The 18,332-nt window shown below is 73.2% G+C and carries 14 protein-coding genes; 12 read left to right on the forward strand and 2 right to left on the reverse strand.

Annotated elements, in window-relative coordinates; genetic code table 11:
* Positions 1 to 34 precede the first annotated feature (34 nt).
* A complete protein-coding gene (locus WMF26_RS49525; protein WP_437998401.1) occupies positions 35 to 2,269 on the forward strand; it encodes a substrate-binding domain-containing protein in 2,235 nt (744 codons plus the stop codon).
* 149 nt (positions 2,270 to 2,418) lie between these two features.
* Positions 2,419 to 3,630 (forward strand): L-dopachrome tautomerase-related protein, encoded by a 1,212-nt coding sequence (locus WMF26_RS49530; RefSeq protein WP_437998402.1) that lies wholly within the window; start codon positions 2,419 to 2,421, stop codon positions 3,628 to 3,630.
* On the opposite strand, the gene WMF26_RS49535 is transcribed toward WMF26_RS49530, so the two are convergent.
* Positions 3,588 to 4,529, reverse strand: coding sequence for a LysR family transcriptional regulator (locus tag WMF26_RS49535; protein WP_438002498.1), 942 nt, complete (start codon positions 4,527 to 4,529; stop codon positions 3,588 to 3,590). The two genes, WMF26_RS49530 and WMF26_RS49535, sit on opposite strands and share 43 nt — an antisense overlap.
* A gap of 119 nt (positions 4,530 to 4,648) precedes the next feature.
* On the opposite strand from WMF26_RS49535, the gene WMF26_RS49540 reads away from it, so the two are divergent.
* Positions 4,649 to 5,356, forward strand: a complete 708-nt coding sequence (locus WMF26_RS49540; protein ID WP_437998403.1) for a FadR/GntR family transcriptional regulator — start codon at positions 4,649 to 4,651, stop codon at positions 5,354 to 5,356.
* Positions 5,353 to 6,732 carry an FAD-binding oxidoreductase gene (locus tag WMF26_RS49545; protein WP_437998404.1) on the forward strand — a complete coding sequence of 460 codons (1,380 nt, stop codon included), beginning with the start codon at positions 5,353 to 5,355 and terminating at the stop codon, positions 6,730 to 6,732. The genes WMF26_RS49540 and WMF26_RS49545 overlap by 4 nt, the downstream gene beginning before the upstream one ends.
* On the opposite strand, the gene WMF26_RS49550 is transcribed toward WMF26_RS49545, so the two are convergent.
* Positions 6,719 to 7,798 (reverse strand): glycoside hydrolase family 11 protein, encoded by a 1,080-nt coding sequence (locus WMF26_RS49550; RefSeq protein ID WP_437998405.1) that lies wholly within the window; start codon positions 7,796 to 7,798, stop codon positions 6,719 to 6,721. The two genes, WMF26_RS49545 and WMF26_RS49550, sit on opposite strands and share 14 nt — an antisense overlap.
* Positions 7,799 to 8,092: 294 nt before the next feature.
* On the opposite strand from WMF26_RS49550, the gene WMF26_RS49555 reads away from it, so the two are divergent.
* From WMF26_RS49555 to WMF26_RS49590, 8 genes are all read left to right on the forward strand, one after another.
* Positions 8,093 to 8,518, forward strand: coding sequence for a hypothetical protein (locus tag WMF26_RS49555; RefSeq protein ID WP_437998406.1), 426 nt, complete (start codon positions 8,093 to 8,095; stop codon positions 8,516 to 8,518).
* Between the two features lie 110 nt (positions 8,519 to 8,628).
* Positions 8,629 to 9,729 (forward strand): hypothetical protein, encoded by a 1,101-nt coding sequence (locus tag WMF26_RS49560; RefSeq protein ID WP_437998407.1) that lies wholly within the window; start codon positions 8,629 to 8,631, stop codon positions 9,727 to 9,729.
* Between the two features lie 293 nt (positions 9,730 to 10,022).
* The gene (locus tag WMF26_RS49565) at positions 10,023 to 11,408 is read left to right on the forward strand and encodes a YciC family protein (protein WP_437998408.1); all 1,386 of its coding nucleotides are present in this window, start codon (positions 10,023 to 10,025) and stop codon (positions 11,406 to 11,408) included.
* 996 nt (positions 11,409 to 12,404) lie between these two features.
* Positions 12,405 to 13,523, forward strand: a complete 1,119-nt coding sequence (locus WMF26_RS49570) for an NAD-dependent epimerase/dehydratase family protein (RefSeq protein ID WP_437998409.1) — start codon at positions 12,405 to 12,407, stop codon at positions 13,521 to 13,523.
* On the forward strand, positions 13,520 to 14,620 hold the full coding sequence (locus WMF26_RS49575) for an SDR family NAD(P)-dependent oxidoreductase (protein WP_437953039.1): 1,101 nt from the start codon (positions 13,520 to 13,522) through the stop codon (positions 14,618 to 14,620). The genes WMF26_RS49570 and WMF26_RS49575 overlap by 4 nt, the downstream gene beginning before the upstream one ends.
* Positions 14,617 to 15,909 (forward strand): TIGR04295 family B12-binding domain-containing radical SAM protein, encoded by a 1,293-nt coding sequence (locus tag WMF26_RS49580; protein WP_437998410.1) that lies wholly within the window; start codon positions 14,617 to 14,619, stop codon positions 15,907 to 15,909. Before WMF26_RS49575 ends, WMF26_RS49580 begins: the two co-directional genes overlap by 4 nt.
* Entirely contained in the window at positions 15,896 to 17,086 is a 1,191-nt protein-coding gene (locus WMF26_RS49585) for a glycosyltransferase family 4 protein (RefSeq protein ID WP_437998411.1), read from the forward strand. The genes WMF26_RS49580 and WMF26_RS49585 overlap by 14 nt, the downstream gene beginning before the upstream one ends.
* Positions 17,077 to 18,276 (forward strand): CgeB family protein, encoded by a 1,200-nt coding sequence (locus WMF26_RS49590; RefSeq protein WP_437998412.1) that lies wholly within the window; start codon positions 17,077 to 17,079, stop codon positions 18,274 to 18,276. Before WMF26_RS49585 ends, WMF26_RS49590 begins: the two co-directional genes overlap by 10 nt.
* The last annotated feature ends 56 nt before the right edge of the window (positions 18,277 to 18,332 follow it).

Here is an 18,332-nt window from a genome sequence, read left to right on the forward strand (position 1 = left end):
GCGACCAGGGGTTGACAGCAGGAGGCCGTCAGAAATGGGTCAGGGTCGCCAGCGCAGTGGAGTGCCGTTGCCGGAGCAGTGGGGTGATCTGCCCGGCACCGCGTCGCGGCGGGCCAGGGGAACCTCCGGCGCAGCGGGCCGGGCCGACGTCCCGCGCGGGGCGGCCAGCCCTCGCACCATCGGCGTCGTCGCCCCCTTCCTCTCCGGCGCGTTCTGGGGCCCTGTCCTGATCGGCATTCACGAGGCGGCGCAGCAGCGCGGCCATCGCACGCTGGTGCTGCGCGGCACGCCGTCCGAGGTCCAGGCGCCCTCGCTCGGGGGGGAGCAGGTGGACGGGTGGATCGTCGTCATCGAGTTCGACGGCCTCTCGGAGCTCGCGCGCGCGGGGGTCCCGTTCATCACGCTCGGCGCCCGTCCCGCCGACATCGTCTGCCCGGCCGTGCTCCCGGACAACCACGGCGGCGTCCGGAGCGCGGTGCTCCACCTGATCGAGCACGGGCACCGGCGCATTGCGTTCGTCGGCAACTTCGCCGCGTACGACGTGCGCGAGCGCCGCGACGCCTACAAGGACACGCTCGCCGAGGCGGGCATTCCCTTCGATCCCGATCTGGTCATCCCGTGCGATAACAACATGTACAGCGGCGGCCGGGCCGTCGCGCCCGAGCTCCTCGCGCTGCTGCCCGGGTGCACGGCGGCGGTCTTCGGCACGGACAAGAACGCGCTCGGGATGATGTCCGCGCTGAAGGCGGCGGGCGTCCGCCTCCCCGAGGATTTCGCGATCATCGGCTTCGACGACGTCGCGGAGGCGCAGAGCGCCGATCCGCCGCTGAGCACCGTGCGCCAGCGGTTCGAGATGATGGGGAGCGCCGCGTGCGAGCTCATCTTGACGATGATCGCCGGCGAGGCATTCCCGGCCGAGGGCGTGCGCACGGCGAACGCGCTGATCCAGCGGAGCTCGTGCGGATGCAATGTGATCCAGAACTTCCTCGACGCGAGGGACGAGGCGCCCGAGGACGGCGACGTCGACGCCGTCGCCCGGCAGCTGGTCGAGCTCTTGATCCTGCCCCGGCCGCTCCCGCCCGACACCCCGCCGACCGACGTATGGCCGGCGGTCACGCGGGTGGTCGACATGTATTTCTCGGCGCTCCGCGGCGCCGCGCCGGCGCCGGCTGCCGAGCTCGAGCGCGCTTATCGGGAGGCGGTCGACATCACGCCCGATCTGGGCGCCCTGCTGGCGACGGCGCGGCTCCTCGGCCAGCTCCCCGAGCGGCGCCGCGCGCCCCTGGACGCCGCGGCCAGGCGCCGGGTGGAGGACTTCCTGGAGCTCGCGCGCCTCGCGATCGCGCGGGCCCGGCTCGCGGCCGAGACGCAGTATGTCCACCAGCTCGGGGTGCTCGCGAGGACCAATTACGAGGTGAGCTTCGCCCTGCTCGGCGGCACTCAGCAGGAATACCGGTCGCTCTCGTGGCTCGAGACGACCACGGTGGTCTGGGGCTGCCTTGCCTTATGGGACGATCCGGCGGCGCGCGCGGAGCTCGTCATCGCCGGCGCGTACAGCCGCGACGGCGGCCCGGTCCCCCCGGACGGCAGCCGCTGCCGGCTGGGGGCGTTCCCGCCGGAGACGATGCTGCCGCCCTCGGCGACGGACGGCACGTATTCGGTGTTTCTCTTGCCGATCCGCTCTGCCCAGCGCGATTGGGGGATATTGGCGCTCGTCGGCCCGACGATCGTCGCGATGACCGGCGACGAGGGCACGGTCGCGATCTGGGGGACGCTGCTCGGCGCGGCGCTGGAGCGCGACGCGCTCGTGGAGTCGCTGTCGGCGCAGCACGTCGACCTGCAGAAGGCCTATGCGAGCGAGCGCGCGCTCTCGGAGACGGTGCGCGAGCTGGGTTGTCCGCTCATCCCGCTGCTGCCCGGCGTGCTGCTCGTGCCGCTGATCGGGATGATCGACGGCGGCCGCGCCCAGCAGGTGCTCGAGAAGGTGGCCGAGGGGGTGAGCCGGCACGAGGCGCTGCGCGTGCTGCTCGATCTCACGGGCGTGCCGTTCGTGGACGCCCAGGTCGCGCATTCCCTCGGCATGACCAGCCGCGCGGCCGCCATGCTCGGGGCGCGGGTCTACCTGGTCGGCGTGCGGCCCGACATCGCGAGGAGCCTCGTCGACGTCGACCTCGGCGCGCTGGCCACGTTCTCGTCGCTGTCGGCGGCGCTCCGGGAGCTCGCGCCCGCGGGGGGGCGCTCGCTCAAGGCCCGGCGGGGCGCGCGCTAGCGCGCAATCTCGTGGTGCGACCGGACGCCGGGGCGGCGCGCGGGTCGAGCCATCCTCAACGAAACGCTGAAACTGTTTCCGCGTGCCGTCGCTTGTCCGGCAGGGCGCGCTCCTCAAACATGGAGGACCACCACGACGAGGAGACAAGCATGCATCGGTTTGCCCATCTCAAGCTCGAGCTCGCGAGCCTGACCCTGGTCGCGGGCGCGGCCCTGGTCGCGGGCCCGGCGGGCTGCGGCGCCAGCGCCATCCCGGCGCGGCCGCCGCAGCCCGCGCTCGAGGTCTATGCTCGGCTCGACGCGACCGGCGTCGGCGGCATCACCCAGATGCCCGACGGCCGGGTGATCATCGGCTTTCACCCGTTCTACGAGCCCGAGGTGCAGGTCGCGCTGCTCAACCCAGACCGGGAGTCCACCACACCGTACCCGAGCGCGGCGTGGCAAAGCTGCAAGAACGCCGACGGCAGCTGGAAATCCGACTTCAACGCCTGCCTGGACTGGGTGCTCGGCCTGCATACGGACCAGAACGGCGTCCTCTGGCTGCTCGACTCGGCCAAATCCACGGACAAGGCGGCGGGGCGCCCGGCTGGCCTCGTGCCCAAGCTCGTTGGGTGGAACACCCACCAGAACAAGCTCAAGCGCGTCATCCCCATCTCACCGGAAGCCACCCTCACCGAGTCGCAGCACAACGACTTCGTGGTGGACCTGAAGCACAACGTGATCGTGATCGCCGATGAGGCCATCGGCGAAGGCTCGGGCGGCGTCGGCGACAAGGCGGCGCTCGTGGTGGTGGACCTCTCCACCGGCGACAGCCGGCGCCTCTTGCAAGGCCATCCCAGCGTGATGCCCCTGAAAGAGCCCATCCGCTGGGACGTGGGTCGACCGACGAGCGGCGCCGTCGACCTGTACGTGGGCGTGGACGGCATCGCCCTCGACACGAAGAGCGAGTGGCTCTACTTCGCCCCGCTCAACGCTTACAAGATGTACCGGATCCGGATGAGCGACCTTCTCGACACGTCGCTCACCGCCGCGCAGCTCGGGGCGAAAGTGGAGACCTACGCGGACAAGCCCTTCAACGGCGGCCTGGCCATCGACCGGGACGACAACCTGTACCTCACCGAGGTCGGCGAGCGCGCCGTGGGTATCATCCCGTCGGGCACCCGCAAATACGAGCGCCTGGTCAGCGACCCGGGCATGGTCTGGCCGGACGGCGTCACCTACAACAGCGACGGGGCCATGTACACCGGCGCGGCGCAGCTGTCCCTCACCAGCGCGCTCCAGGCCGACGGCGTGGCCAGGAACAAGGCGCCCTACCTGGTCTATCGCTTCAAGCCCCTGGCGCCGGGCACACCGGGCTTCTGAGGCGAGAGGTCGCGGAGCTTCGCCGCGAGGAAGTCGACGAGGGCGCGCACCCGCGCCGGCACGAAACGATGGCTCGGCAGGATGGCGTTGAGCGGATAGGGCTCACCCTGCCAGCCGGGCAGCAGGCGCACAAGGCGGCCCTCGCGCAGATCGTGCACCAGATCCAGCTCGGATTTGTAGAGCAGGCCGGCGCCGGCGAGGGCCCATTGGTGGGCGATGGCCGCGTCGTCGGCGTCGCGGTCGCCGTCGACGCGCACCTCGGTCCATGCGCCGCCCTTCTCGAAGCGCCAGGCCACATGCCGCTTGTGGTTGACGTGGAAGGTCAGGCAGTTGTGCTGGGCCAGATCCTCGGGCGAGCGCGGCGGCTCGCGCCGCGCGAGGTACGCGGGGGAAGCGCAGAGCACGCGGCGCGTCGTGGAGAGCGCCCGGGCCACCAGCCGGGAGTCGCTGAGCTCGCCATAACGCAAGGCCAGGTCCACCACGTCGCGCATCACGTCCTGCACGCGGTCGGTCACGGACAGGGCCAAGCGCACGCCCGGATGGGCCGCCACGAATTCGTCCAGCCAGGGCAAGAGCACGCTGCGCGCGAGATCCGACGGCGCCGCCACGCGCACCGTGCCCACGAGCGAGCGGCGCTGCGACGCGAGCTGCGCCTCGCCTTCTTCCAGGAGATCGAGCGCGCGGGAGGCGTAGTCCAGGAGGATCTGGCCCTCCGGCGTCAGGCGCAGCGCGCGCGTGGACCGCTCGAACAGCCGCTCGCCCAGCTGCGCCTCCAGCCGCTTCAGCATGGCGCTGGCCGCGGCCGGCGTGACGCCCAGGACCCGCGCCGCCGCCGTCAGCGTCCCGCGGCGGGCCGTCTCCACAAGCACGCGCAGATCTTCGACGTTCTCGATGCTCACGTGGATAGTTTCGCCCGAGGAGCGCTCCGGGGCGAACCCCAAGCTGGCCGGCGGGAACTCCAGATTTTGCCTTGACCGCGCCGATGGCCGAAAGTACGTTGGTCTGACCAAAAGACAATATGACCAACGCACTACGCTTCCGGACCGTGTCCCGTTCGGCGATCTACGTCGACGTCGCCGACCAGATCCGTGACGCGATCCTCAATCGCTCGCTCTCGTCGGGCGAGCGCCTGCCGCCCGAGCGCGAGCTCGCTCAGCAGTTCGGGGTCAGCCGCGCGACGGTCCGCGAGGCGCTCCGCCATCTCCAGGCGCAGGGGCTACTCGCGTCGCGCGGGCGGACCTCGCCGATGCAGGCCGCGAGCCCTGACGCGGCGGTCGAGCGCTTCTGCGAGGCGCTCACCCACGTGGTCCAGCTCCGGAACGTGTCGCTCCCGGACCTCATCGAGCTTCGCGTCGCGATCGAGACCGCCGCAATGACCCGCTCGGCGGCCGCGCCTGTCGCCGCTCACCTCGATGAGGCGCGCGCCGCGCTCGAGGAGATGGCGCGGGAGCATATCTCGCCCACCGATTTCTACGACGTCGATATCGCGTTCCACGCCGCGCTGGTCGCGGCCTCTGGCAACCAGGCGCTCTCCCTCGTGATGGTCGCGGTCAAGGACAGCATCCGGCTCCACCTCGAAGAGGCGCTGCGGGCGCGCTCGTTCTCGGCGATCCGCCCGCGGGTGGTCGAGGAGCACCGGGCGCTCTTGCGCGCGATCGAGCGCGGTAACGCGAAGTCGGGCGCGACGCTCCTCAGGGCGCACCTCTCGGAGTTCTACGGCACATGAGCCCGCTCGATGAGCTTGCCCTCACGCTGCGCGACGGCCTCGTCACGGATCGGGACGTCATCGAGGGGTATCGCCACGATAAGGCCCTTTGGGCGCCGGGCGGCTGGCCGCTCGCCGTGGCGCGGCCGTCCTCGACCGCCGACGTGCAGGCGCTGGCGCGGTGGGCGACCAAGCACCGCATCGCCCTGGTGCCGCGCGGCGCCGGGACCGGGGTGGCGGGCGGGGCGACCGCCACCGACGGCTGCGTGGTGGTGAGCTTCGAGCGCATGAACCGGATCCTCGCGATCGACGAGGCGGCCATGCTCGCCGTCGTCCAGCCGGGGGTGCTCAACGGCGAGCTCAAGGCCGCGGCGCAGGAACGGGAGCTGTGGTATCCGCCCGACCCGTCGAGCTACGCCATCTCGACGATCGGCGGCAATGTCGCCACCAATGCCGGCGGCCTGTGCTGCGTGAAATACGGTGTCACGTCCGACTACGTGCTCGGCCTCGAGGCGGTGCTCGCGGACGGGACGGCGCTCCGCACCGGCGGCCGCAGCCGCAAGGACGTCGCCGGCTATGATCTGACGCGCCTCCTGGTCGGCTCCGAGGGCACCCTCGCGCTGATCACCGAGATCACGCTGCGCTTGCGGCGGCGGCGCCCGCCGGCGACCACGCTGGTCGCGACGTTCGGGTCGCTGGAGGCCTCGGGGCGGGCGGTCGCGGCGATCGTCCGGTCGGTCGACGCGTCGATGCTCGAGATCATGGACCGCACGGCCATCCGCGCCGTCGAGCGCTTCCGCCCGCTCGACCTCGACACCGAGGCTGCCGCGATGCTCATCGCGCAGAGCGACGCTCCCGGGTCCGCCGAGCTCTCCTGCATGCAGGCGGCCTGCGAGGCCGCCGGCGGGACGGTGGTCGCCACCACCGAGGACGAGGGCGAGGGGCAGATGTTGCTCACCGCGCGCCGCCTCGCGCTCACGGCGCTCGAGCAGCTCGGCACGGTGCTCGTCGACGACGTCGCCGTGCCGCTGCCGCAGCTGCCGGAGATGTTCCGTCGAATCGAGGCGATCGTCGCCGCGAGGCAGACCACCGTCGCGACGGTGGCGCACGCGGGCGACGGTAACCTTCACCCTCTGGTCGTGTTCGATCGAAGCGACGCCGCTGCCGAGGCGCGCGCGGTCGCGACCTTCAACGAGGTGATGGCGCAGGCGCTCGATCTGGGCGGCACGATCACTGGCGAGCACGGCGTCGGCACGCTCAAGCGCGGCCTCCTCACACGCCAGCTCGGCGCGGCGTCGCTCGCGCTGCACCACCGCATCAAAGATGCTTTCGACCCGGGCGGCATCCTCAACCCCGGAAAGGTGATCGCGCCGGCCGAAACGCTCATTTCACGGTGAACTTCGCCGTCGTGAACTTGACCGTCCCGCTGTTGTTCTGGGCCTCGACCAGCAGCTTGATCTCGTGCAGATTCCCGAGGGGGAGGCCGAGCGCCTCCCACTTGGTGAAGTGTTCGGAGACGGAGATGGTGCCGCACGTGCGCGCCGTCCGCCGGATGCTGAAATACTGATCGAACGTCGCGCTCGGACCCGTGATGGCCGGCTTGTTCACGCGGGTCTTCTTCCACACGTCGTAGGTCTCGCCATCGGCGGTGAGCGTGCCCACCTCGTCCCGCGGCGTCCCGTCGGAGGAGAAACCCGCCGGCTTTTCGCTCCCCCAGTCGTCGAGGATGTAGAACTCGCGCAGCGGGTTGACGGTCCAGCCGTAGATACCGATGTACGTCAGGCCGCCGTTCTCCTCCGTCTTGGTATGCGCGAACTCCGCCGAGATGGTGCCGATCTGGGTGTGCTTCTGGGTCTGGTTGTAGTCGAGCCCGACGCGCGCCAAGAAATCCTCGACGTTGTTCCATTCCGCGCTGAACGTGGCGTCGACGCTGTGCACGGTCATGCAGCCCGACCCGCCGCCTTCCGCCCAGAGCTCGAAACCGTAACCATTGCCCGCATCGCCTCGGCGGTTCGAGCAATACTCCATGCCTCCGGTCAGGGGTGGCGCCGGCGGGCAGGCGTCCGCGCCGCCGCCCGTGTCCCCGCCGCCGTCGCCGGCGGAGCCACCGCCGCCCGTCGCGCCGCCCGCGCCACCGACCCCACCGCTGCTGCTGCTCGCGTCGCCGCCCCCCGTGACGCCTCCGGTTGCGGCGGTACCGCCCGCGCCCCCGGCGCCCGGTTGACCACCGCTTCCGCCTCCGCCGGTGGATCCTGCGATCGATCCGCCGCTCCCGCTTGCGTCCTTCCCCTCCCCGGAGCCGGCGCAGCCCGTGAAGGCCGCGGCAGCCAGGCAAGCGGCGAGGGTACCCTGCGACCAACGGGACGGGACGATAACGTTCATGCGCGGAGCATGCCGGTTATGCACATTTTGATCAAGCGAGGCGAACCGTCGAAAGGATAGCTCGTCGTCGGGTTGCCGCATCGGGCAGAAGTTTCCATGTTAGCGCGAACATCACTTCACTTCGTCGCTCCCGACACTGCCGAGCGAAGACCATAAGGTCTGTCTGAGCAAAGCATCGTTTCCACCGGCGGCTACAACGGAGCCGCCGCGAAGCGGCGCGGGAGCCCGGCCATCCCCGGCCTGACTTCGGGCGGGCGGAACGAGGGCACCGCTGCGTTCCACACCGCCCACCCGAGATCGGCTAGGGATGGCGCTGGCCTCCGGGCCGGAGGCTCAGCGGGATGGGGTCAAGCAGACCCGGGGGGGAGCGCGACGATGGGTCAGGGCGGGCGGGACAGCAGCGTCTCGGTGCCGGAGCAGTGGGGCGAGCTCCCCGGCGACCCGGGGCAGGGCTCGGGACGAGGGGCCAGCTCCCTGCCTCCCGCGCGCAGCACCCACCCGCCCGCGCGCCGCACGACCGCCCCGCCGGTCCAGGGCGCGGCGCCCGCCGCCGCGGACCGCCCGGTCACCGTCGGCGTCATCACCCCCTTTCTCGACGGGTCGTTCTGGAACCCCGTCCTGATGGGCCTCCATGCGTCGGCCCAGGAGCGCGGGCTCCGCACGCTGGTGCTGCGCGGCACGCCCTCCGAGGTCCAGGCGCCGTCGCTCGCCCGGGAGCAGGTGGACGGGTGGATCGTCGTCATCGAGCTGCTCGCGTCGGCGGGGAAGCGCGCGCGCAAGGCGGCGCGGCGGGCGCGGTGAGGGCGGCCGCGGCCACGATATGCGGTCGAGGCCGCGCGCTCCCGCGCCGCTGCGCCTGGCGCGCGGCGGGGCGCCTTGACGCGCCGAGACGCGGCTGGCGTAATCGAGCGATGCTCGCCGTGCACTGCCCGCGTTGCGGGCGTCCTGCGCCGGTATCGCTCGCCAGCCCGGATCTCATGGAGTGCGCGGCGTGCCACTACCGCGGCCCGCCGCCCGCGGAGGCGGCGCAGGGCCTGCGCGCCGCGGCGCACGTCGTCTTCCAGACCGACGCTCGCCGGCGCCAGCTCTCGGACGCGCTGCGGCGGATGCTGGTCGCGGCGTCGCGGCGGCACGCGCGGCTCCTCGTGGTGTTCTCGCTCGCGTCGGTGCCGATCACGGCGCTCGCCGCGATCATCCTGCTGGGGGTCTGGGTCAGCCCCGATACCGAGGGGAACCTGGTCACCGGCGGCATGGTGGTGGCGGCGTGGCTGGGCACGGTCGGGACGGGCGCGGCCGTGCTCGCGCTCGTGCGCCGGCGGCAGCGGCGGATCGAGGAGGCGTGCGCCGCGCGCCCGCCGGCGGCCCCGGGCGAGCCGGCGGCGTGCCACGTGTGCGGCGCGCCGCTCGGCGGCGGCGACGGCGCGATCGCGCGGTGCGGCTTCTGCGCCGCCGACAACCTGATCGCGCCGGCGGTCCTCGAGCGCGTGCGCGCGCGGCAGGTGGTGATCTTGCGGTCGTTCGAGCAGGCCGTGAGCGCCGAGCTCGCGGCGTTCGGCCGCGCGACGTCCGGCGCCGCCGCTGCGGTCGTGGCGACCGCGGTGGTGGTCCCGATCGCCGCGTTCGTCCTCGCCATCGCCGCCGTCCTCGTGGGCGAGTCGCGGCGGCGGCCGATCGACGCCACCGTGCGCTACGCGGCCGTCAACACCCCGATTGGGCAGTGCATCGGTAAAATTGTGCCAAAAGCGGATGGCGGTACGGTTGTGCGGTTCGGGGGGTTCCGGCGCGCGGAGCTGCCCGAGGAGCAGGCGATCGCGCCGGGGGCGCCGGTCGAGGCGGTGTCGCCGGGGGCTCTCGTTGGCCGCTTCGTGACGGCGAAGCAGGGGGCCGGGGTCGTCGAGGGGGTGTTTCTGTCGCCGCTCACGGGCAACTCCGCCGAGGTGAAGCGCGAGGACGGGACCTCGTTCACGAGCAGCGTCGCCGGGCTTTGCCTGAGCGGCGTGCTGTCGAGGTGATCCGTCACCGTTTCGTGCTCTTCCGTCTCGTGCTGTTCCGTTTCGTGCGCGTGTCCCGCAATGGACCTCGATGGGGCGATTGCCGTCCATCGAGAGGCGCCCTGCGCAATCCGTCGTGACGGCGCTGCTCGCAATGCCGGCAGGCTTTCGACGGTCGATCCTGCGCGGCGGTGCGGGGGGCTACGGCGCGCTGGCTGCGTAGGGAGAAGTTAGTTGTTCCGTGCCGGCGCCCTCCACGTATAGTGGGGGGGTTGGGTCGGACATCGTTGGGATTCACACCCGGTGGAGACAAGATGAGCCAAGGTGGCTGGGGCGGGGGATCAGGGGGCGGTCAGGGCGGTGGTGGTTACGGTCAGCCACCGGGCGGCGGCGGTTACGGCCCACCGCCGGGGCAGCCGGGGGGTGGTTACGGCCAGCCGCCGGGCCAGCCTGGCGGCAGCTACGGCCAGCCGCCGGGGCAGCCGGGGGGCGGCTACGGTCAGCCGCCGGGGCAGCCGGGGGGTGGTTACGGTCAGCCGCCGGGGCAGCCGGGGGGTGGCTACGGTCAGCCGCCGGGGCAGCCGGGGGGTGGTTACGGTCAGCCGCCGGGGCAGCCGGGGGGTGGTTACGGCCAGCCGCCGGGGCAGCCGGGCGGGTACGGTCAGCCGCCGGGGCAGCCGGGGGGCGGTTACGGCCAGCCGCCGGGGCAGCCGGGGGGTGGTTACGGTCAGCCGCCGGGGCAGCCGGGCGGTAGCTATGGCCAGCCCCCGGGCGGCAATTACGGTCAGCCGCCGGGCGGTAGCTACAGTCAGCCCCCGGGGGGCGGCTATGGCCCGCCTCCTGGCGGCGGGCCTCCTGGCGGCGGCTACGGCCCGCCTCCCGGGGGCGGCGGCTACGGCCCGCCGCCCGGCGGCGGCGGCTGGGGCCCGCCTCCTGGTGGCGGCGGCTGGGGTCAGCCGCCTGGTGGGGGGTTTGGTGCGCCTCCTGGCGGTGGGGGCTACGGTCCGCCGCCGGGCGGCGGCCCCTACGGTGCGCCGCCTGGCATGGGCGGCCCGACGTCGTGGGGGGCGGGAGATGCCGCGTCCTTCGGCTGGGAGCGGGTGAAGCGCGATCCCGCGGTGATCATCGGCGCCGTGGCCGTCGTCGGGCTCGCGGCGGGCTTCCCCAACTTCATCGGTGGCGGCCTCCAGGCGGCGCTCGCGAGCGACGCGCCGGCCGCCGGATCGGCCATTCAGGTCCTCATGCAGCTCTTCGGCTTCGTGGTGGGCAGCTACTTCGCCGGAGGCCTGTCCAATCTCCTCCTGAAGGTGGCGCGCGGCCAGCCGTACGCGTTCAACGACATCCTCGGCGGCGGGCGGTGGTTCATGTCCATCCTGGGCGCCCAGATCTTGACCTCTATGGCCATCGGCGTCGGCATGGTCCTCCTGATCGTCCCCGGCGTCATCCTCGCGCTCGGCCTGAGCATGACGAACATGTGCATCGTCGATAAGAACCTGGGCGCCGTCGACGCGATGAAGGAAAGCTGGCGAATCACGACCGGACACAAGGGCGGCATCTTCGTCTATGGCCTGCTCGTCTTCGCGCTCGTGGTGGCGGGCATGCTCGCCTGCTGCGTCGGCACGCTCGTGGCCGGGCCGATCGCAGCCCTCGGCTACACGTACATCTACCTGCGCCTGACCGGCCAGCCGACCGCGAGCTGAGCCTCGGCGGCGCGCGTCCGCCCCTCCCCGGACACCCCGAAGCCCGCTCTCCTCCAGCGCAGTCCCCGTCGATGTTCGGAATGCCGGACCCTGGCCGTCCGGGCTGAACGCCCCGCGCTGGGCGCTCCAGCTCCGCTTCACCCGAGCTCATCGCCGGTTGCGCGATGGCGGTGGGGCGAGGAGCGGGTTGGACCCGCCTGAAGCGAGCAGAGTTTCGAACCGCCAAGGGGCCAAGGACGCCAAGAAGAAGGCAATGTCTTGGCGTCCTTGGTGCCTTGGCGGTTTATTTCTCGCTCGAACAGCTGATCGGTGTTCTCGAGAGGTTTTCGCTCGGGCTTCATGCAGACGTCGTCCGCCTCTCGTCCCCCGTCCCCCGTCCCCCGTCCCCCGTCCCCCGTCCCCCGTCCCCCGTCTTCCCTCTTCCGTGCTCGTCCTTCGTGCGCGTGCGCGTGCGCGCTGATTCCGGGGGAATCGCGCACGGGTAGTGGTCAACTTTGCCCAGAGAGAGTCCACATGAAGACGGGAAGGCGGGAAGATTATTAAGGTTTTCTTCCCGCCTTCCCGCCTTCATGTTCCAATTTGACCACTGCACGCGCACGCGCACGCGCACGCGCACGCGCACGCGCACGTGCACGGAAGAGGGAAGACGGAAGAGGGAAGAGGGGAGACGGAAGAGGGGAGACGGAAGACGGAAGGCGGAGGGCGAGTGAGAGGCGAGAGACGGGGGACGGCGCACCCTCCGGCGCCTCCGGACCCCCGCTAAGGCCCGCGCCGCCCCGAGTTCCCTCTCGAGACAAAGCACCTCCGATCGGTTTGCGACCCCAGAGACCGCATGTTAATCGGTGTCCCCTCGGAGACTCCAGCGCAGCGAGGCGCGGAGCCGGGGGGAGATCGCGGCGCGCGGACGCTCTGTCCGCCGCGCCGTCCTGCGCCGCCCGCTCGCGAGGTGCTCTCTCGCGCCGCCCGCTGCTCGTCCAGACCGGAACGGAGCATGATATGCCTGACCATGTCCTGATCACGGGTGGCGCCGGATTCATCGGCTCCCACCTCGCCGACGAGCTGCTCCGCGCAGGCCACCGCGTCCGCGCCCTCGACTGCCTCGTACCCCAGGTCCACGGCCCCGACCGGCGCCGCCCCGCGCACCTCGACCCGGCCGTCGAGCTCATGGTCGGCGACGTCCGCGACCGCGACGCCGTGAGGCGCGCCCTCCACGGCGTCGACGCGGTCGTCCACCTCGCCGGCGCCGTGGGCGTCGGACAGAGCATGTACCGCGTCGAGCGGTACACGTCCGTCAACACCGTCGGCACCGCCGTGCTCGCCGAGGCCCTCGCCGAGCAGCCGGTGCGGAGGCTCGTCGTCGCCTCCAGCATGAGCGTCTACGGAGAAGGCCTCTACCGCCGGGCCAGCGGCGAGCTCGTCGCCCCGCGCAGCCGGCCCGTCGAGCAGCTGAAGCGCGGCGCCTTCGAGATCTGCGCCGCGGACGGCGAGCCCCTCGTCCCCGTGCCGACGCCCGAGGACAAAATACCCGCCCTCGAGTCCGTCTACGCCCTCTCCAAGTACGATCAAGAGCGGCTCTGCTTCATCGCCGGTCGCGCCTACGGCATCCCCGTCGTCGCGCTCCGCCTCGCCAACGTGTACGGCCCGCGCCAGGCGCTCTCCAACCCCTACACCGGCGTGATCGCCATCTTCGCCTCGCGCCTGCTCAACAACCGCCCTCCGCTCGTCTTCGAGGACGGGCTCCAGCAGCGCGACTTCGTGAGCGCGCGCGACGTCGCCGAGGCCTGCGCGAAGGCGCTCGCCGAGGACGCCGCCGCCGGCAAGGCGCTCAACATCGGCACCGGCCGCCCGCGCTCCATCCTCGACGTCGCCGAGGCGCTCTGCAAGGCGCTCGGCAAGCGCGAGATCGAGCCCGAGATCACCGGCCGGTGCCGCGTGGGCGACGTCCGGCACTGCTTCGCCGACACCCGCGAGGCGCGGCGCGTCCTCGGGTTCGCGCCGTCCGTCCCGTTCGAGCGCGGGCTCCTCGAGCTCGCCGGCTGGATCGAAGGGCAGATCGCGCGCGACGGCGCCGCCCAGGCGCGCGCCGAGCTCGAGGCGAGGGGGCTCTCGCTGTGAAGCCGCCCGTCCTCATCACCGGAGGGGCCGGCTTCATCGGCTCGAGCCTCGCCGATCGGCTCCTCCGCGAGGGGGAGCCGGTCCTCGTCCTCGACAACCTCTCGCGCGCCTTCGTCGAGCGGAACGTCGATCTCCTCCGGGAGCGCCACGCCGACGGCGTGGAGGTCCTCCTGTGCGACGTCCGCGACGAGCAGGCCGTGAGCGACGCCGTGCGGCGCGCCTCGTTCGTCTTCCACCTCGCCGCGCAGGTCGCCGTCACCCGCAGCGTCGCGGACCCGGCGCTCGATTTCGAGGTGAACGCGCGCGGCACGCTCAACGTGCTCGAGGCGCTCCGGAGGCTCGATCGCCCGCCGCCGCTCCTCTTCGCCTCGACCCACAAGATCTACGGCGCGCTGGCCCACCTCCCGCTCGAGCGGCGCGAGGACCGATACCAGCCCCTCTGCGAGCGCGCGCGCGACCACGGCATCTCCGAGGCGCAGCCGCTCGATCTCCGGAGCCCCCACGGCTGCTCCAAGGGCGCCGCCGACCAGTACGTCCTCGACTACGCCCGCACCTTCGGCCTCCGCGCCGCGGTGCTCCGGATGAGCTGCATCTACGGCCCCCGGCAGTTCGGCAACGAGGACCAGGGGTGGATCGCCCACTTCGTCGCGCGCGCCATCCGCCGCGACCCGATCACCCTCTACGGCGACGGGCTGCAGGTCCGCGACGCGCTGTTCATCGAGGACCTCGTCGACGCCCTCCTGCTCGCGCGGCGCGAGCTCGAGCCCGCCTCGGGGTGCGCCTTCAACATCGGGGGCGGCCCGGAGAGGGCGGTGAGCCCGGTCGAGCTGCTCGATCTCATCGCCGAGCTCGACGGCCGCCGCCCGGTCGTCTCGCTCGCCGCGTGGAGGCCGGGCGATCAGCGCTACTACGTCTCCGACTGCCGCGCGTTCCAGGCGCTCACCGGCTGGACGCCGCGCGTCGCGCTCCGCGACGGGCTGCGCGCGCTCTATCAATGGCGCCTCGGGGTCGAGGAGCGCCTCGGGGCCGTCTACGGGGACGTGCCCGCGTCCGTCCGGCTGAGCCGCGCGGACCGGCGGCTGGGGGTCGCCTCGTGAAGGTCGCGCTGGTCAACCCGCCCTGGCGCTTCGAGGGCAGCGTCTACGCCGGCTGCCGCGAGGCGCACCTGCCGCTCGAGCTCGGGTACGCGAAGGCGCTGCTCGAGCGCGCCGGCCACGAGGCCGCCCTCATCGACGCGCAGGCGCGCGGGATCGACCTCGGCGTCGTGCGCGCCGAGGTCGCCGCGCTCCGCCCGGACATGACGGTGATCACCACGGCGCCGAGCTACCTCCTCTGGCGCTGCCCGCCGCCCGAGCTGCGCGTGCCCATGGCGGCCGCCGCCGCGCTGCGGGGCCACGGCGGCCTGCTCGTCGCGGTGGGGCCCCACGGCTCCGCCACGCCGCGCGCGGCGCTCCGCAAGCTCGGCGTGGACGTCGTGGTCCTCGGCGAGTGCGAGGAGATCCTCGTCCTGCTCGCGGGCGCGACCGAGTCGCGCTTCTGGCAGATCCCGTCGATCGCCTACCGCAGGAACGGCGTCGATCACGTGCAGGGCGGCCCCTACGCCGCCTGCATGAGGGCGCTGCCGCCCCTGCGGTGGGACGCCGCGACGATCGCGCGCCACGCCCACCACCACCACCGCTTCGACGCCGTGCCCGACGGGCCGAGCGCCGAGATGGAGACCTCGCGCGGCTGCCCCCACCCCTGCGCCTCCTGCGCGGCGGCGCGCCTCCGCGACAAGCCCCGGCGGCGACCGCTCGCGACCGTGCTCGACGAGCTCGACGCGCTCCTCGCCCAGGGCGTCCGCCACGTGTACTTCATCGACGAGCTCTTCCTGCCCGACCGGGCGCTCCTCGAGGCGCTCTGCGCGCGCGACGTCGTGTTCGGCGTCCAGCTCCGGATCGACGCCTGGTCGCGCGAGATGCTCGACCTCCTCGGCCGCGCGGGCTGCGTCTCGATCGAGGCCGGCATCGAGCGCGCCTCGGCGGACGGGAGCGACGCGCCCGGAAGGCGGCGCGGCGCGTCGGTCGAGGAGCTCACCGGGCTGCTCGTCCACGCCCGGCGGAGCGTGCCGTTCGTCCAGGCGAGCCTGATCCACGCGGACGCCGACGATCCGGGCGAGGCGGCGTCGTGGCGGCAGCGCCTGCTCGGGCTCGGCGTGTGGGCGAACGAGCCGGTCCCGATGTTCCCGTACCCCGGCTCTCCGGCGTACGCCCGGCGGTGGGGCGCGCCCGACGACGGCGCCTGGGAGCGAGCGCACGCCCATTACATCGCCGAGCACCGGGCGCTCAGCGACCTGCAGGACGGCCCGCCGCTGCCGCTCTCGGAGCTCGAGCATGGCGCGTGGTGACGGCGACCTCTCCGGCGCGGCGGCGCCGCGGCCCGGCCGGGTGCTCATGACGGCCGACACGCAGGGCGGCGTGTGGACCTACGCGCTCGAGCTCGCCGCCGGGCTCGCGCGCGCCGGCGTGGCCACGGCGCTCGCGGTCATGGGCGGGCCGCTGGCGCCCGCGGCGCGCGCGGCCGCGGCCGCGATCCCGGGGCTCGAGCTCGTCGAGAGCGCCTACCGGCTCGAGTGGATGGACGACCCCTGGGACGACGTCGCGGCCGCGGGCGACTGGCTGCTCGACCTGGAGGAGCGGACGCGCCCCGACGTCGTCCACCTGAACGGCTACTGCCACGCCGCCCTGCCGTTCCGGGCGCCGCGCGTCGTCGTGGCGCACGCCTGCGTGCTGTCGTGGTGGCGCGCCGTCCACCGGCGGCCGGCGCCGGTCCGCCACGACGTCTACCGGGCGCGCGTCGCGGAGGGGCTCCGCGCCGCCGAGGCGGTGGTCGCGCCGAGCGCGGCCATGCTGAGCGCCCTCGCGGGCGAGTACGGCGCGCTCGGCCTGGGGCGCGGCCACGTCGTCCCGCACGCGCGCGACCGTCGGCGGTTCGCGCCGGCCCCGAAGGAGCGGTTCGTCTTCGCGGCCGGCCGGCTCTGGGACGAGGCCAAGAACCTCGCGGCGCTCGAGAAGGTCGCGCCGCGCCTCCCGTGGCCCGTGCTCGTGGCCGGGAGCGACGTCGCCCCGGGCGGCGTCGGCCGTCGCGCCGGGGAGAGCCTCTGCTCGCTCGGGTGGATGAACGAGGGCGAGCTCGCGTGGTGGATGGGCCGCGCCGCGATCTACGCCTTCCCGGCGCGGTACGCGCCGTTCGGCATGTCGGTCCTCGAGGCCGGCCTCTCCGGCTGCGCGCTCGTGCTCGGCGACCTGCCCAGCCTGCGCGAGCTCTGGCGCGACGCCGCGGTCTACGTCCCCGCGGACGACCCGGGCGCGCTCCGCGGCGCCCTCGATCAGCTCATCCAGGACGCCGCGCGCCGCGAGGCGCTCGGCGCGCTCGCCCGCCGGCGCGCGGTGCGCTTCAGCCCGCACGCCATGGCCCGCCGCTACCTCGAGATCTACGCCGTCGCGCGCGCGGCCCGGCCGGAGGCCGCCTCGCGGGCCTGCCCTCCCTCGACGCCCACGCCTTGCGGGACACCATGCGAATAGCCCTCTTCTGTCACTCCTTGCTCTCCGACCGGGACCACGGTCACGCCCACTTCCTCCGCGGGATCGCGGCGGAGCTCGACGCCCGCGGCCATGACGTCCTCGCCTTCGAGCCGGAGGACGCCGCGGGCGCCGAGCGCTTCGAGGCCGAGGGCGGCCCGGCCGCGCCGTGGGAGTCGGCCGCCGTGTACCCGCGCCTCTGCCCGCGCCGCTACGCGCCCGCGGCGCTGGACCTCGACGCCGCGCTCGCGAGCGTCGACGTCGTGCTCGTCCACGAGCGGAACGACCCCGAGCTCGTGCGGCGCCTCGGCGAGCACCGCGCGCGCACCGATCGCTACCGCCTGCTCTTCCACGACACGCATCACCGCCTGCTCACCGATCCGGCCGCGATCGTGCGCCGCGATCTCTCGGGGTACGACTGCGTGCTCGGGTTCGGAAAGAGCCTTTGCGATCTCTACCTGCGCCGCGGCGTCGCGCGGCGCGCCGTGGTGTGGCACGAGGCCGCCGACGCGCGCGTGTTCCGACCGCTGCCGGGGGTCGAGAAGGAGCGCGACCTCGTGTGGATCGGCAACTTCGGCGACGGCGAGCGGACGGCGGAGCTCCGCGAGTTCCTGATCGAGCCGGTGCGGGCGCTCGGGTTGCGCGCGCGCGTGCACGGGGTGCGCTACCCCGACCACGCGCTCGCGGCGCTCGCGGACGCCGGCATCGAGTACGCCGGCTGGCTCCCCAACCACCTCGTCCCCGACGCCTACGCGCGCGCCCGCGTCACGGTGCACGTCCCGCGGCGGCCGTACGCCGCGCTGCTCCCCGGCATCCCCACGATCCGGCCGTTCGAGGCGCTCGCGTGCGGGATCCCGCTCGTGAGCGCGCCGTGGACCGACGCCGAGCGCCTCTTCTCGCCCGGCCGCGACTACCTGGTCGCGCGCACCGGCGCGGAGATGACGGAGCACCTCCGCGCGCTCCTCGCGGACCCCGGCTTCGCGCGCGGCGTGGCGGAGCACGGGCGCCGGACGGTGCTCTCGCGCCACACGTGCGCGCACCGGGTCGACACGCTCCTCGACCTCGTCGACGAGCTGCTCCTGCGGCCGTCGCCGTGGCTCGCCGGCGACGAGGAGGACGAGCTCGAGCGGAGCGGCGCGGCGTCCGGGGTCCGCCGCTGCGACCCGGCGCATCACCGGAGCCCGCTCGCGTGAGGCGCGGCGCGGGCGGGCGTGGTCTCGGCGCCCCGCGAGGGGCGGGCTTGCGACAA

Origin of the sequence: Sorangium sp. So ce185, assembly GCF_051526825.1 — a bacterium.
Classification (GTDB): domain Bacteria; phylum Myxococcota_A; class Polyangia; order Polyangiales; family Polyangiaceae; genus Sorangium; species Sorangium cellulosum_D.